The sequence below is a fragment of the Candidatus Streptomyces philanthi genome, from assembly GCF_059553635.1.
The window spans coordinates 1-14,376 of record NZ_JCANQV010000149.1; the positions used below are offsets into that span (position 1 = coordinate 1).

At 69.7% G+C, this 14,376-nt stretch carries 13 protein-coding genes and 1 pseudogene; 9 read left to right on the top strand and 5 right to left on the bottom strand.

What is annotated here, in order from left to right:
- A partial coding sequence (locus AC51EU_RS18205; RefSeq protein ID WP_496268039.1) for a hypothetical protein occupies nucleotides 1–268 on the bottom strand: 268 nt, incomplete at its 3' end.
- Between the two features lie 6 nt (nucleotides 269–274).
- Nucleotides 275–913: an ATP-dependent Clp protease proteolytic subunit gene (locus AC51EU_RS18210; RefSeq protein ID WP_496268040.1), complete on the bottom strand. Its 639-nt coding sequence runs from the start codon at nucleotides 911–913 to the stop codon at nucleotides 275–277.
- Nucleotides 914–1,191: 278 nt separating this feature from the next.
- Here AC51EU_RS18210 and AC51EU_RS18215 point away from each other — a divergent pair, with 278 nt between their 5' ends.
- Nucleotides 1,192–2,691, top strand: coding sequence for a prolyl oligopeptidase family serine peptidase (locus AC51EU_RS18215; RefSeq protein ID WP_496268041.1), 1,500 nt, complete (start codon nucleotides 1,192–1,194; stop codon nucleotides 2,689–2,691).
- Nucleotides 2,692–2,778: 87 nt separating this feature from the next.
- On the opposite strand, the gene AC51EU_RS18220 is transcribed toward AC51EU_RS18215, so the two are convergent.
- Nucleotides 2,779–4,188: a pyridoxal phosphate-dependent aminotransferase gene (locus AC51EU_RS18220; protein WP_496268042.1), complete on the bottom strand. Its 1,410-nt coding sequence runs from the start codon at nucleotides 4,186–4,188 to the stop codon at nucleotides 2,779–2,781.
- A 220-nt stretch (nucleotides 4,189–4,408) separates the two neighbouring features.
- The gene (gene mdlC, locus AC51EU_RS18225; protein WP_496268043.1) at nucleotides 4,409–5,998 is read right to left on the bottom strand and encodes a benzoylformate decarboxylase; all 1,590 of its coding nucleotides are present in this window, start codon (nucleotides 5,996–5,998) and stop codon (nucleotides 4,409–4,411) included.
- A gap of 385 nt (nucleotides 5,999–6,383) precedes the next feature.
- On the opposite strand from mdlC, the gene AC51EU_RS18230 reads away from it, so the two are divergent.
- From AC51EU_RS18230 to AC51EU_RS18245, 4 genes are all read left to right on the top strand, one after another.
- Nucleotides 6,384–6,551, top strand: a complete 168-nt coding sequence (locus AC51EU_RS18230; protein WP_496268051.1) for a hypothetical protein — start codon at nucleotides 6,384–6,386, stop codon at nucleotides 6,549–6,551.
- Nucleotides 6,548–7,117 carry an alpha/beta hydrolase gene (locus tag AC51EU_RS18235; protein ID WP_496268050.1) on the top strand — a complete coding sequence of 190 codons (570 nt, stop codon included), beginning with the start codon at nucleotides 6,548–6,550 and terminating at the stop codon, nucleotides 7,115–7,117. The genes AC51EU_RS18230 and AC51EU_RS18235 overlap by 4 nt, the downstream gene beginning before the upstream one ends.
- Nucleotides 7,118–8,115: 998 nt before the next feature.
- Nucleotides 8,116–9,717 carry an alpha/beta hydrolase gene (locus tag AC51EU_RS18240; RefSeq protein ID WP_496268044.1) on the top strand — a complete coding sequence of 534 codons (1,602 nt, stop codon included), beginning with the start codon at nucleotides 8,116–8,118 and terminating at the stop codon, nucleotides 9,715–9,717.
- Between the two features lie 297 nt (nucleotides 9,718–10,014).
- Nucleotides 10,015–10,329, top strand: coding sequence for a type II toxin-antitoxin system Phd/YefM family antitoxin (locus AC51EU_RS18245; protein ID WP_496268045.1), 315 nt, complete (start codon nucleotides 10,015–10,017; stop codon nucleotides 10,327–10,329).
- Between the two features lie 39 nt (nucleotides 10,330–10,368).
- Here the strand turns inward: AC51EU_RS18245 and AC51EU_RS18250 are convergent, their stop codons facing one another.
- Nucleotides 10,369–11,316, bottom strand: a complete 948-nt coding sequence (locus tag AC51EU_RS18250) for a M28 family metallopeptidase (protein WP_496268046.1) — start codon at nucleotides 11,314–11,316, stop codon at nucleotides 10,369–10,371.
- A gap of 505 nt (nucleotides 11,317–11,821) precedes the next feature.
- Here AC51EU_RS18250 and AC51EU_RS18255 point away from each other — a divergent pair.
- The 4 genes and pseudogenes from AC51EU_RS18255 to AC51EU_RS18270 form a co-directional block, all read left to right on the top strand.
- A complete protein-coding gene (locus tag AC51EU_RS18255) occupies nucleotides 11,822–12,124 on the top strand; it encodes an urease subunit gamma (RefSeq protein ID WP_496268047.1) in 303 nt (100 codons plus the stop codon).
- Between the two features lie 17 nt (nucleotides 12,125–12,141).
- Nucleotides 12,142–12,453 carry an urease subunit beta gene (locus tag AC51EU_RS18260; RefSeq protein WP_496268048.1) on the top strand — a complete coding sequence of 104 codons (312 nt, stop codon included), beginning with the start codon at nucleotides 12,142–12,144 and terminating at the stop codon, nucleotides 12,451–12,453.
- Nucleotides 12,446–14,167, top strand: coding sequence for an urease subunit alpha (locus AC51EU_RS18265; protein WP_496268049.1), 1,722 nt, complete (start codon nucleotides 12,446–12,448; stop codon nucleotides 14,165–14,167). The genes AC51EU_RS18260 and AC51EU_RS18265 overlap by 8 nt, the downstream gene beginning before the upstream one ends.
- 31 nt (nucleotides 14,168–14,198) lie before the next feature.
- Nucleotides 14,199–14,376 (top strand): annotated as a pseudogene (locus AC51EU_RS18270) (urease accessory protein UreF); the annotation flags it as partial.

Sequence of the window (14,376 nt, forward strand, 5' to 3'; positions counted from 1 at the left end):
CCCGGCGCTCCCCGTCCAGCACCCGCAGTGCCCGCGCCAGCGTCGCGGCGTGCAGCTCCTCCTCGCGCCGGTCGTGCATCAGGGTGAGCGCGTCCCGCAGGGCGGTCGCACGGCCGACCAGTGCCTGGGCGGCGCGCAGTGCGCCGTAGGTGTGCCCCGGGCGGGCCGGGTTGATCCGGCCCAGCAGGTCGAGCACCTGGAGATAGCTGTCGACCAGCTCACCCTCGGCCCGCGTCAGTGCGGGCAGCGGCGGCAGCTCGGGCAGCATCCGCACTCACCACCCGCCCTGCGGCGCGGACGCCTTGCGGGAGCGGGTGAGGCCGTCGACCAACCCGTACTCCCGCGCGGCCTCGGCGTCGAGGATCGTGTCGCGTTCGATGTCGGCGGCGATCCGCTCCGGGGGCTGCCCGGTGTGCCGCACCAGCATCTCCTCCAACAGGGCGCGGGTGCGCAGCAGTTCCTCCGCGTGGATCACCAGCTCACTGGTCGTCCCCTGGACGGGCGCGTCGAGGGCCGGCTGATGGATCAGCACCCGCGCGCCGGGCAGCGCCAGGCGCTTGCCGGGCGTGCCGGCCGCCAGCAGAACGGCGGCCGCGGAGGCGGCCTGCCCGAGGCAGACCGTCTCGATGTCGCAGGAGACGTACCGCATCGTGTCGTAGATCGCGGTCATCGCGGTGAAGGAGCCGCCGGGCGAGTTGATGTAGAGCGAGATGTCCCGCTCCGGGGCGGCGTGTTCGAGGTGCACGAGCTGCGCCATCACGTCGTTGGCGGCGGCATCGTCCACGGGGGTCCCCAGAAAAACGATCCGCTCGCCGAGCAGCTTGGAGTACGGGTCGAGGGTGCGGGTCCCGTAGGAGGTGCGTTCGGTGAACTCCGGAAGGACGTGGCGGGCGGTCGGAAGCGGTCGCGGCATGTCGACTCCCCTCATCTGTGAAAAATGTACAGGACGTACGTTACTCTCGCTGGGTGCTTCACCGACCACTCCGACGACTTCGCCATCAGCGGAAACGAACTCGCGCGGCTTACCTGCGGCGTGGACCGGGACTCCGAACTGCTGCTCCCGTATCTGTTCGACGAGCGCGACCGGTCGCGAAACCGGGGAGGAGGGCCGATGAGCACCGTCCGCGGGACGACGGGTCAAGGGCCCGTCCCCGTTGGCGTGGGCGTCCTGCTCCTGCCACCCTCGGACCGATGGCTGCCCTGAAGGCGCTCGTCCCGGCCGGCGGGCTGGGAAGCAGACTGAGGCCGATCACTCACACCTTGGCCAAGAGCCTGGTGCCGGTGGCCAACGAACCCGTGCTCTTCCACACGCTGCGGGCCATCGCCGCCGCCGGCATCACCGAAACCGGCATCGTCGTCGGGGCCATGGCGGACCAGATCCGGCGGGCGGTGGGGGACGGGGCCCGGTTCGGCCTCGACATCACGTATCTGCGGCAGGAGCAGCCTCTCGGGGTGGCGCGCGCCGTACGCATCGCCCGCCCCTTCCTCGGCAACGATGCGTTTGTCCTCCACATGGGAGACCTCTTCCTCTCCGGGGGACTCGCCCCGCTGGTGGACGACTTCCGGTCCCACGGACCCGAGGCGCAAGCGCTGCCCGCGCGGGTGGCCGATCCCCGGGCCTTCGGCGTGGTCGGCATCGGCCCCGACGGCGCGGTGGTGGGGGTGGAGGAAAAGCCCGAGCGCCCCCGAAGCGACCTTGTCGCCGTCGGCGCGTACGTCCTCCGGCCCTCGATCCATCACGCCGTACGGGACGTCGAGCCGTCGGTACGCGGCGAGTTGGAGATCGACATCGCCGACTACCTCCCCGTGCCCAAGGAGGGGCTGAACTTCACCAACCGGGACGGCCGGCAGATCCATGCCACCGTCTATCCGCCGCGCAACCCCCGCCACAGCCCGTCGCCCCCCGGGGCCCTGCCTCCGTATGTGATCTTCATCCACAAAGGTCCCACCGCCCGCGCCGGCCGCACCCTGGACCTGACGGTGGCGTACTTCACCAGTCGGGGCATCGGCGTCGCCCAGGCCGACTACGGAGGCTCCACGGGCTACGGCCGCGAATACCGCAACCGGCTCCGGGAACAGTGGGGCGTGGTCGGCATCCACGACACCGAGGACATCGCCAAAGCCCTCGTCAAGGACAAGCTGGCGCACCCGCATCAGCTCGCGATCCGGGGCGGCAGCGCGGGCGGCTTCACCAGTGCCGTCGCGTTGACCTCGGAGCAGCGGCCCGAGGACAAGGTCTTTGGAGCCGCGACGGTCATGTACCCGGTGCTCGACCTCCTCTCCTTCGCCACGGGCACCACCCATGACTTCGAGTCCCACTACGTGGAACGCTTGGTCGGGGAGGTCAGCCAGCACCCTGACCGGTACAAGGAACGCTCCCCGAGCAACAACACCGCTCGCATCAGCGCCCCGTTCGTGATCCTCCAGGGTCTGGAGGACCCCATCTGCCCACCCGCCCAGTGCTACGCGTTCCTGACCGGCATGATGAAAGGGTGGTCCGAGCACCAGCGGGATGAGCCACCCAGCCACTCCTACGTCGGCTTCCACGGCGAAACCCACGGATTCCGCAAGGAAGAGAACATCAGCATCGCGCTGGAGGCGGAAATCTCCCTCTACGGCGCCGCCTTCGGCTTCCACCCGGCCAAGGACGCCTGTCCCGTGAAGGCCGGGAAATCGGATACCGCCGTCTGATCAGGTCTCATGACCGCGGAAGGGTGGTTGCCTCGGTGGCCGCCTTTTCGTTCGCCGCCCTGGCCGGCGGTTTCCACCCCGGGCATCTCAGCCGAGCTTCTTGAGCGAGGCGGCGATGTTGTCGATGGCCTTCGCTACATTGTCGGTGGTGTCGGCGGTGTAGCACATCCGGAAGTACCCGGGGCGGGGGCAGTGCATTTCCCCTCCGGGCAGGAGGAGAGTCTTTGCGTCCTTCACCAGGTACGCCCCCAGGAGGGCTTCGCGCTGGTCGATCTCGTGGTTGATCGGCACCAGGTCCGGAGGGAACTTCTTGTTGAGGTAATCTTTCAGGTCGATCAGGAAGAACTGGGCGGCATTGCGGGGAGACTTGTCGCCGTCGCCCACGTACGGGATCTTGTTGTCCTTGAGTTTCTTTGCGGTCGTATCGAAAGCGGCTTTCAGGCGCTTGGAGTATTCCGTCATGAGCGTTTTCGGGAAGTCGCTCAGTACCGAAACTTCATTGCCGTTCTGGTCCTTTTTGGTGGTGGTGAACAGCTTGCGCACGTATGCGCTCTTGAGGGAGTCGAGGGGGCCGAACCAGGTCAGGGACTTCAGCGTCTCGTCGCCCTGCATGACCGTACGGACGTCGTTCGACTTGGAGATGAGGAAGCCGATCCGGAAGCCGGACAGCCCGAAGTCCTTGGTCAGCCCGTACACGAGGTGGATGCGGTCGGGGTCGGTGCCGTAGGCGTCCGTCGAGAGGACGCTGTGGAAGCCCTCCGTGCCGGTGCTCTGGGAGTAGGAGTAGATCTCGTCGGAGACGATGTGCATCTGCTTGCCCAGCGCCCACTGGCAGATGTCCTCCAGCAGTTGCTTCTTGTAGTTGACGCCGAGCGGGTTGTGCGGGTTGGTCAGGACCAGCAGCTTGGGCTTGGGCTCGGAGCAGGCCTCGTACGCGCGCTTCAGGGCGTCGACGGACAAGGTGAACTGATCGTCCCCGTCGAGGTGCACGGGCACGCACTGCAGCCCGGGCCGCTGCTCGAAGCACCACAGAAAGCCGGGCCAGAACGGCGCCGGCAGCATGACCCGGTCCCCGCGCTTCAGTACCCCGCCGTGGATCAGTCCGAACGCCAGGCACTCCAAGGCGCTGGAGCCTCCGGCGGTCGCGTACACGTCGAACTTCGAGTCGATCCCGACCGAGAACCTGGAGTGCAGAAAGTCGGTGATCACATCGAGCAGGTCCTGCGCGCCGTAGGGCGGCACGGCATACTTGGCGTCCTCCTCGGTGAGCGTCACCTGGTCGAAGACGTTCTTCTTCAGCAGATCGAACAGGAGTACGTTGTTCGCGATGCCGAGGTTGCAGATGTCTTTCGGGAGGGCCTTCTCGTAGAAGGCCAAGCGCTCCTCGGGGTCGGCGATCCGGTGCAGGCGCGCCATGGCCAGGAATTGTTCGACGCTTGAGACCAGTGCGGCGTCCACATCCTGATCGGTGCCGTTTCTGGTGATGCTCTGGGTCATCTTCCAAACCTCCGTGGGCGGGAGCCGGTCCGACTTCCTTTTCCCCTTTCCCGCGGATTCGGCGCGCTGGTGGCCCGTGCGGATGACGAGCTTCCCTCCATCGGGTGCCCGTCCGAGGCCCGTGTGCCGAGCCTGCGAGGTAGATCGCTTGCCGGAAGCTTTGTGACGTCCCGTCGGGGTGTCGGCCGGCTCCGCGTTGTGTTCCCGGTGGGCTGTCTTCTCAGGCGTAGAGGGGGCTGGTGGCGGGGGCGATGGGGATGTCGATGACGGTGGTGGTCCGGGCCTGTAGCGCCTGGCGTACGGCGTCGGTGACGCTGCCGGGGGTGGTGGCGCGCAGGCCGGTGCAGCCGTAGGCCTGGGCGAGGCGGGGAATGTCGATGCCGGGCAGGTCGTAGGAAGGCTGGTGGGCGGCGCCGAGGGTGACGGCGAGGTCTTTCAGCGCGGCGTATTCGCCGTTGTTGAGGACGATGACAATGAGCCGCAGGCCGAGTTGTGCGGCGGTCCACAGCGCCTGGACGGAGTACTGGGAGGCGCCGTCGCCGATGAGGCAGATCACGGGGCGTGCGGGTTCGGCGAGGACGATACCCACGGAGGCCGGAAGGCCCCAGCCCAGGCCGCCGCCGGCGGTGTTGAAGTAACCGCCGGGGCGCCGCACGGGCAGGTGCTGCCAGCGGGCCTCCCGCACCGTGGGCGCTTCTTCGACCAGAACCGTCTCCGGGGGCAGCACGTGCCCGAGCAGATGCAGCACGTACTCGGCGCGCATCGGTGTACTCGGTTCGGGGGCCGGGCGTGCGGCGGGGACGGGCTGCGGCCGTCCGGCGGTGCCGGGGAGCTGGGCAAGGAGGGCGGCGAGTCCGTCGCGCTGGGTGGTGCGAATGCCGGTGCCGGTCTCCGCGCGGGAGAGAACAGCGGGGTCCTCGCTGAGCTGGAACACCTCGGTGCCCTCCGCCACGCACGGGCCGTCACTGGGCACGTGGTAGAGGAACACCGGGGCGCCGAGGACCACCACCAGGTCGGCGCCGTCGAGGCTCTCGCGGATCAGTTTCCGGACGGGGGCGAGCTGTCCGCGGAAGCCGGGATGGGTTTCGGGGAAGCCGGTGCGGTGGGTGTGCGGGCTGGTCCACACGGTGGCGCCGGTACGGTCGGCCAGGGTGACGGCGAGGCCGGTGGCGCCGTCGCGGTCCACCTCGGGTCCGATCACCAGGACCGGGGACCGGGCGGCTGCCAGCTTCGCCGCGACCCCGTCCAGCGAACCGGGGCCGGGCCCGAACCGGTCGGTCACCACGCGCAGGCGCCTGGGCCCGGCCGACCGGTCCCAGTCGTCCATGGGCACGGACACGAAGGCGGGGCCGGAGGGCCGCTGCGCGGCGACATGCCAGGCGCGCGCCAGCGCCGGTGGGACGTCTTCGGCGAGGGCCGGTTCGCTCGCCCACTTCACGTACGGGTGGGGGAACTCGGTGGCCCGTTCCGCGAAAAGATAGGGCTCGCCCGGCTGCATCGAGCGGACCTGCTGCCCGGCCAGGATCACCACCGGACTGTAGTTGCGGAAGGCCGAGTACACCGCGCACAGGCCGTTGCCCACACCGGCGGCCGAGTGCAGGCTCACCAGCGCCGGACGACCCGTGGCCTGGGCATAGCCGTCCGCCATGGCCACCGCCGACGCCTCCTGCAACGCCATCACCCACCGCACGTCGTCCGGCCAGTCGGTGAAGAACGGCAGTTCGGTCGAGCCGGGATTGCCGAACACCACAGAAGTGCCCGTCTCCTTGAGGAAAGCCCGGACCTGATCACGCACCGTGGGGGAAGCCATGTGGTCATCCTGCGGTCGGCCCTCCGCACGGGAGCGGCGATGATCCCCGGCGTTACCGGGACGCGACCCGAACGGCTCACCGTGCACAGCGCAGCGGCCCGCCCCGGACAGCCGCCGGGAGCGTGCCGGGCTCAGCGGCTGGCTTCGACCCGGATTCAGGTTGGCGGGGAGCTGGGTTGGAAGGGAATACGGGTGCCCGTCAGGACCAGGTCGAGGCCCCGGCTGCGAGTGAGCTTGCCGAAGGAAGACTTACCGGCCTCGAAGCCCGAGATGATCTGCGAGTTCGCTGTAGTCGACCTGCCAGAGTCCCGGAGTCCCCTTTGGGTACTGGGAGCGGAATCCGACGAGACCCTGGACGCGGGGTGGCAGCGACTTGGCCGGCTCGATGTCGATCAGGAAGGGGCTGAAGGCCGATGTCATCGTGACGGCGACCGGCCTCAACATGCGGTTCCTCGGGGGAGTCCAACAGCGCGTGGACGGGAAGCCCGTCGTCCTCGCCGACACCGTGACGCTCCGGAGCATCCGTTCCCCGCCGCGCACGACGACGCGCTGACCACCTGGGATGACGCGGTCGAGCATGCCTCGCAGTGGGGCCTGTCTCCTCGGCGCATCGCCGTCGCCGGCGACAGCTCCGGGGGCAACCTTGCTGCTGTGCTGTGCCAGCGGCTGCGCGGCCACGAGGTCCAGCCCTGTCTCCAGGTCCTGATGTACCCGGTCGTGGACATGTCGGTCCAACGGCCCTCCCGCCGCGAGTTCGCCGACTCCCCGGCCCTGACCGCCAAGCAGATCAAGTGGTTCGGAGGCCACTACCTGCCCACCGGGACCGATGTGACGGACCCCCGCGCCCCGCCCCTGCTCGGGAACCTGGACGGCCTGCCTCCTGCCGTGGTCTCCGTCGCCGGGTTCGATCCGCTCCGGGACGAGGCACTCGCGTACGCCGACCGGCTCCTCGCGCACGGGGTACCGACCCGAGTCCTGCGAGAGAGCGGGCTCGTGCACGACTTCATCTCGTTCACAGTCATCAGCCGGACGAGCCGAGCAGCCACCGAACGGGTCGCCGACGAGATCGCGCGGGCGGCGTCCCGGGAGGAAGCGGTCCCGGGCGCCCGTCGCGGCTGAGGACCACGACCTGGATCAGGGCCGGCTGCGGGTAGGAGCCTCGCGCAAGGCGGCGCCCGGGGGGCGTCGAGGGCGAAGCCGGGCAGTCGACGACTCCGCCGTGCGCCGCCGGGCCGCGGGTTGCCGGAGAGGCGGTCGACGGCGCGGCCGTCGGCGCCCGTCCTCCCCGCCTCCTGACCGGGCCGGCCGTAGACGTCGTCACCTCGCGCAGGGCCTCCGTCAGCGTGCGGTGCTGCCACCCGTAGCGGCTGATGGGGCCAGGTACGATGATCACGACCAACAACAGCGGGACGACGAGGTAAGGGCCATCCTGAGGGAGAACGGCTCCCTCAGGAGGCTGAGGGCGTATGCGGTGGCGAAGGTGACGGTCGCCTTGCCGGCCGGGACCGGTCGGCCGCCGGGGCGCCGGGCGCAGCGCCGCCACCAGTGCCTGGCGAGCCGACGCCCTGAGGTCCGTACGCCGCCCACTTGTCACGCGGCCACGTTAAGCAGCCGCAGCCGGACGCCGCACTCGCCCTTGGGCGCGACGGCCGACGACGAAAGTTGCCCGTACGGCCCCGCCCGGCATCAGGACAGCGGGCAGTACGGGTTCTTCTGCTGCGTCGCCCCGTCCTCCGCGTCACGGCCCAGCCGGTGCCCTCGATGCCGGCCGCCGAGAAACATGCGCAAAACGGTATAGATCGGTCACGCTGCGTCGACGAGCCGTACGCGGAGCGCCGCCTTGCCCGCGCCGGCGGAAGCGACTTTCGTTCCGAGGCTCCTCCCGCAGGGTGACGGCTGATCGACCCTTGAGGCCGATCCGCTGAGCCGCGCTCTGCCGCCAAGATGGTGGTATCGGCCCCCGCACCAGCGGCGTGTGCCACCCGCCCTGATCAACATGGTCGGCCGGTTGGCACAGGCGGCCGATTTTCCGTTCCCCGCCGTACCGTCCCCGGCCGTTCGCGGAGTCCGTTCGCCCTGTCTTCCTCACACCCGGTACGAAAGATTGGAATCGCTCCATGCCCATAGCTGCTCCCAAGGCCGTACGTGTCGGTGCGCTGAGTGCGGCCGTCATAGTGGCCGCCGGCACGGTCGTCGGGTGCTCCGGCAACGAATCCTCGAAGACCGCGTCGGCCACGGCGAAGCCCTCGTCGTCCGCTTCCGGCCCGGCGACGAGCGCGCTGCCGGCTTCGCTGACCGGGCAGAAGCCGAGCTGGAAGCAGTGCGCGGCACCGACTCCCGCGCAGGGCGGCGGCAAGGCCCCGGGCGGCGAGTGGGAGTGCGCCACGCTCAAGGCGCCGCTGGACTACGCCAAGGCGGACGGTGAGACGATCGGCATCGCGCTGATCCGCACCAAGGCCAAGGAGCAGGGCGGGCGCCTGGGATCGCTCGTCTTCAACTTCGGCGGTCCCGGTGGCTCCGGCGTCACCACCCTCCCCGACCTCGCCAACGACTACGACACCCTGCGCTCGCGCTACGACCTGGTCAGCTTCGACCCGCGCGGTGTGGGGGCGAGCGCGGGGGTGACGTGTCTGGGCGACAAGGAGACCGACGCCATGTCCGCGGCCGACGGCTCGCCGGACGACGACGCCGAGCTCAAGGCCGCCACCGCCGCCAACAAGAAGTACGCCGAAGCCTGCCGGCGGAACTCCGGGAAGATGCTTCCCCATGTGGACACGGTGAGCGCCGCGCGTGACATGGACCTCCTGCGCGCGGTCCTCGGCGACAAGAAGCTGAACTACTTCGGCATCTCGTACGGCACCAAGCTCGGCGGCGTCTACGCCCACCTCTTCCCGAAGAACGTGGGCCGCTCGGTACTTGACGCCGTCGTGGACCCGACCCAGGACCCCGTCTCCGGATCCATCGGCCAGGCGAAGGGCTTCCAGCTCGCGCTGGACAACTACATGAAGGACTGCGCCACGCAGGGCTCCGGCTGCCCGACCGGAACGGGCGGGAAGGAGGGCAACGAGAAGCTCGCCGCGTTGCTGAAGAAGCTCGACAAGCACCCGCTGCCCACCGAGAGCGGCCGCAAGCTCACCCAGGACATGGCGGTCACCGGCATCGTGGCGACGCTCTACGACCAGGAGACCTGGGACATCCTGACGATCGCGCTGAGCGAGGCGATGCACGGCGGTCAGGGCAACGTGCTGCTGGCACTCGCCGACGCCTACAGCGGCCGTGACGAGCAGGGCCACTACGACAACTCCCAGGCCGCCCACCGTGCCATCAGCTGTGTGGACGACAACCGGCGTTACACCACCGACGACGTGAAGGCGAAGATGCCGGAGTTCCGCAAGGCGTCACCGGTCTTCGGCGAGACCATGGCCTGGGGGCTGGTCGGCTGCACCGACTGGCCGGTCGCCGGCAGGACCGACAGGACCGAGGTCGGCGCCAAGGGCTCGGCCCCCATCGTCGTCATCGGCAACACCGGCGACCCGGCCACCCCGTACGAGGGAGCCAGGAACATGGCCAGGGAACTGGGTGACGGCGTGGGCATCGAGCTCACCCTCAAGGGAGAGGGCCACGGCGGCTACAACACCGGCAACCCCTGCCTGAAGAAGGCCGTCGACGGCTACCTGCTGGACGGCAAGGTCCCGGCGGCCGGCACCACCTGCTCGTAGCGCCGACCGCCTACGGTGTGCGATGCCTCCTGCGGCTCGCCGATGTGGGGGCCGGGCGGATCTCCGCCCGGCCCCCGGTGCGTCGACGGGCAAGCACTCGACCGGCCGTCGCTCTGTGCAGGGCGTCGAGGTGGGCGTTCCGCCGTACCGGAGACTCGCCGGGATTCAGTGCGGCCAGAAAACGCTGCGTCTCACGCATTTCCCGTAAGCGAGAGCACCCGAGAGCCTCTGACCTGGACATTCACCTGTCGCCACGGTCCAGGGCGGACCAGGTGGGCGATACATAGACTGGGGAGCATGGCCTACGAGATTCCGGTGACGCAAGCCCGAGCCGAGCTGGCGGAGCTGATCAACCGCGTTGTCTACGGCGGTGAGCGGGTGGTCGTCACCCGCCACGGCAAACCCCTCGTCGCCCTGGTGTCCGCCGTTGACCTGCGACGTCTTGAGGAGATCGGGGAGCGCGAGGCGGCGCCGGAGGAGGAGCAGGTGATCAGTACGGTCTCGGGGTTCCGCACGGCGGCGTCCGCTGCGGGCGAACGGCGGCGGTTCGGTATCGCGGCGGAACACCGCGGCCCGGCCGCCGGGGATCGGCGGCCGGGCCAGGACGGGTGAGCGGGGCCCCGGGGAGGGGCCGGTGTGCCGGGGGAGCGGTCAGGAGCTGAGCTCCCACAGGGCATTGGCGATGGCGTCGCTGTTGTTGTGCAGCGCGGTGTCGTCGATGTTCTTCGAGGTGTCGCAGGCGGCGTGGTAGCAGGCGTCGAACGCCTTGCCCGCCGTGCCGCCCCAGTTCTTCGCCTGGGTGTCGGTCTTGATGTAGTCGGCGCCGGAGAACAGGCCGCCGACCGGGACGCCGGCGTTCTGGAACGGGGCGTGGTCGGAGCGCCCGTCGCCCTCGGTGTCCGGCTCCGTGGCGATGTTCTTCTGCGCGAACCAGTCCTTGAAGACCTTCTCCAGCCGGTCGTCGTAGCGGTAGACGAAGTACCCGGGGTTCGGCGAGCCGATCATGTCGAAGTTGAGGTACGCGTCGATCTTCGATGTGTCGGCGCCGAGGCTGTCGACGTAGTGGGAGGAGCCGATCATGCCGTACTCCTCGGCGCCCCACCAGCCGAACCGCAGGTGCTTGGCGGGCTGGAGGTGCGCGCGGGAGACCGCCAGCGCGACCTCCAGGATGCCGGCCGACCCGGAGCCGTTGTCGTTGATGCCGGGGCCGCGGCCGACGGAGTCGAGGTGGGCGCCGGCCATGACGGTCTGGCTCTCATCGCCGCCGGGCCAGTCGGCGATGAGGTTGTAGCCCTTGGCGCCGCCGTAGGTGAACGACTGGACGCTGGTGGTGAAGCCGGCGGCGTCCAGCTTCCCCTTGACGTAGTCCAGGGACGCCTTGAAGCCGGGCTTGCCGTGGGCGCGGTTGCCACCGTTGGCGTCGGCTATGGACTGGAACGTGTCGAGGTGCGCCTTGACCGAGGCGACGGGGATGTCCGGTGCCGCGGAGGGGGCGGAGGCGGTGGCCTGGGCGGCCGCGGCGGGGCCCAGCAGGGCGAGGGCGGCGGCGCAGGCGCCGGCGGCCAGTACGGCGCGACGGGTGCGGGAGGAACGGGTCACGGAGGGCTCCGATGCTGAGTGTGGGGGGTGACGCGGAGCGATTGACGCGAACATGAGGATTCGTGAACGGACGGTGTCCGTCAAGCCCTCTACCGGACAGTGGTGTTCGCGGAGCGGACCGTGCCCCGGTTGCGGCGAATGGTCCGGATGGCCGGAAGCGGGCCCGCGTTCCCGAGTGTGGAATGCACCACCATTTCCCCGCTCGGATTCGTCAATTCCGGCGCGGAATGCGGTATCGGAATGCGGTTGCCGCGCGGTGACACCGGGTAATTGCCGCCCCGGCCGATCAGGCGCGAGAAGGGTCCGCCGATTCCCGCGTACGGGGGATGCCGGCCGATATCCCGGCGAACTTCCCGCTGCCCGTCGGGGAGTTGACGGAGCATTGCCTCGCGGACAGTTTGCCCCTCCTTTAATTACTGTGTGATACATCTACCGATACGGGCGTGTCCACACCCGTGACCTGGACGAATGGGTGTCCGGGCAGGAACACTGTGAGGTGGAACATATGCAACTGACCCCGCATGAACAGGAACGCCTGATGATTCATGTGGCGGCCGACGTGGCCGAAAAGAGGCGAGCCCGGGGGCTGAAACTCAACCATCCGGAAGCCGTGGCCCTGCTGACCTCGCACATTCTCGAAGGCGCACGCGACGGGCGCACCGTCGCCGAGCTGATGTCCTCCGGACGCACGGTCCTCGGACGCGACGACGTCATGGAAGGCGTCCCCGAGATGATCCCCGACGTCCAGGTCGAGGCGACCTTCCCCGACGGCACCAAGCTCGTCACCGTTCACGAACCCATCAACTGACCGCGGGAGAACCCACCATGATCCCGGGACAGATCCTCTACGCCGACGAGCCGGTGCGCCTCAACGACGGCCTCCCCCTCACGCGCATGACCGTCCTCAACACCGCCGACCGCCCCGTCCAGGTCGGCTCCCACTACCACTTCGCCGAGGCCAACCCCGGCCTCGCCTTCGACCGCGCGGCCGCGCACGGCATGCGGCTCAATGTCGCGGCCGGCTCCTCCGTGCGCTTCGAGCCCCGCATCCCGACCGAGGTCGAACTCGTCCCGATCGGCGGCAAGCGCGTCGTCCCCGGCCTGCGGGGAGAAACCGGAGGACCCGTCGATGGCTGAGCTCAGCCGCCAGGCGTACGCCGACCTGTTCGGCCCCACCACCGGCGACCGCATCCGCCTCGCCGACACCGACCTCGTCATCGAGATCACCGAGGACCGCTCGGGCGGACCCGGCCGCTCCGGCGACGAGGCCGTCTTCGGCGGCGGCAAGGTGATCCGCGAATCGATGGGCCAGTCCCTCGCCACCCGCGCCGAGGGCACCCCCGACACCGTGATCACCGGCGTCGTCGTGCTCGACCACTGGGGCGTCGTCAAGGCCGACGTCGGCATCCGTGACGGCCGTGTCACCGCGCTCGGCAAGGCCGGCAACCCCGACACCATGGACGGCGTCCACCCCGACCTCGTCATCGGCCCCGAGACCGAGATCATCGCCGGCAACGGCAAGATCCTCACCGCGGGCGGCATCGACACCCACGTCCACTTCATCTGCCCCCAGCAGGTGGACGAGGCCCTGGCCTCCGGCGTCACCACCCTGATCGGCGGCGGCACCGGCCCCGCCGAGGGCAGCAAGGCCACCACCATCACCCCCGGCTCCTGGCACATCGCCCGGCTGCTGGAGGCGATGGACACCATGCCCGTCAACGTCGGCCTCCTCGGCAAGGGCAACACCATGTCCAAGGAGTCGATGCGCGACCAGCTCCGCGCCGGCATCCTCGGCTTCAAGATCCACGAGGACTGGGGCGCCACCCCCGCCGTCCTCGACGCCTGCCTGGACGTCTGCGAGGAGAGCGGCGCCCAGCTCGCGATCCACACCGACACCCTCAACGAGGCCGGATTCCTCGGCGACACCCTCGCCGCCGTCGCGGGCCGCACCCTCCACGCCTTCCACGTCGAGGGCGCGGGCGGCGGTCACGCGCCCGACATGATCGCGATGGTTTCCGAGCCGAACGTGCTGCCCGCGTCCACCAACCCGACGCGCCCGCACACCGTCAACACCGTCGAGGAACACCTCGACATGCTGATGGTCTGCCACCACCTCAACCCCGCCGTCCCCGAGGACCTCGCCTTCGCCGAGTCCCGGATCCGGCCCTCCACCATCGCCGCCGAGGACATCCTGCACGACCTCGGCGCCATCTCGATCATGTCCTCCGACGCCCAGGCCATGGGCCGCATCGGCGAGGTCGTGATGCGCACCTGGCAGACCGCGCACGTCATGAAGCGCCGCCGCGGCAGCCTGGCCGGCGACCGTGCGGCCGACAACCACCGCGCCCGCCGCTACGTCGCCAAGTACACCATCAACCCCGCCGTCGCCCAGGGCATCGACCACCTCGTCGGCTCGGTCGAGAGCGGCAAGCTCGCCGACCTCGTCCTGTGGGACCCGGCCTTCTTCGGCGTCAAGCCGCAGCTGGTCATCAAGGGCGGCCAGATCGCCTACGCGCAGGTGGGCGACGCCAACGCGTCCATCCCCACCCCGCAGCCGATCCTGCCCCGCCCGATGTTCGGCGCCACCGGAAGGGCCCCCGGCAGCACCTCCGTCAACTTCGTCTCCGCGCAGGCCGTCGAGGACGGCATCGCCGGACGGCTCCCGCTGGCGAAGTCCTTCGAGGCGATCCGCAGCACCCGGGGCGTCACCAAGGCGTCGATGCGCAACAACGACGCCCTGCCCCGCGTCCATGTGGACCCCGACACCTTCACGGTGACCATCGACGGACAACCGGTCGAACCGGCCCCCGCCGCCGAACTCCCCATGGCACAGCGCTACTTCCTCTTCTGACAGCCATGACGAACCACCCGGAGCACCACCGATGAGCCGCGCAGCGCTGCTCGTCCTCGCCGACGGCCGGTTCCCCGCCGGAGGGCACGCGCACTCCGGCGGCGCCGAACCGGCCGTCACCGCGGGACGCGTCAAGGACGCCGCCACCCTGGAGGACTTCTGCCGGGGCCGGCTGCACACCGCCGGCCTGGTCGCGGCGGCCCTGGCCG

Bases quoted from the DNA above. Each gene is read 5' to 3' on its own strand.
- AC51EU_RS18255 (WP_496268047.1), top strand. From the start codon at position 11,822: ATGCAACTGACCCCGCATGAACAGGAACGCCTGATGATTCATGTGGCG.
- AC51EU_RS18215 (WP_496268041.1), top strand. From the start codon at position 1,192: ATGGCTGCCCTGAAGGCGCTCGTCCCGGCCGGCGGGCTGGGAAGCAGA.
- AC51EU_RS18265 (WP_496268049.1), top strand. From the start codon at position 12,446: ATGGCTGAGCTCAGCCGCCAGGCGTACGCCGACCTGTTCGGCCCCACC.
- AC51EU_RS18210 (WP_496268040.1), bottom strand. From the start codon at position 913: ATGCCGCGACCGCTTCCGACCGCCCGCCACGTCCTTCCGGAGTTCACC.
- AC51EU_RS18220 (WP_496268042.1), bottom strand. From the start codon at position 4,188: ATGACCCAGAGCATCACCAGAAACGGCACCGATCAGGATGTGGACGCC.
- AC51EU_RS18230 (WP_496268051.1), top strand. From the start codon at position 6,384: ATGTCGATCAGGAAGGGGCTGAAGGCCGATGTCATCGTGACGGCGACC.
- AC51EU_RS18240 (WP_496268044.1), top strand. From the start codon at position 8,116: ATGCCCATAGCTGCTCCCAAGGCCGTACGTGTCGGTGCGCTGAGTGCG.
- mdlC (WP_496268043.1), bottom strand. From the start codon at position 5,998: ATGGCTTCCCCCACGGTGCGTGATCAGGTCCGGGCTTTCCTCAAGGAG.
- AC51EU_RS18260 (WP_496268048.1), top strand. From the start codon at position 12,142: ATGATCCCGGGACAGATCCTCTACGCCGACGAGCCGGTGCGCCTCAAC.
- AC51EU_RS18245 (WP_496268045.1), top strand. From the start codon at position 10,015: ATGGCCTACGAGATTCCGGTGACGCAAGCCCGAGCCGAGCTGGCGGAG.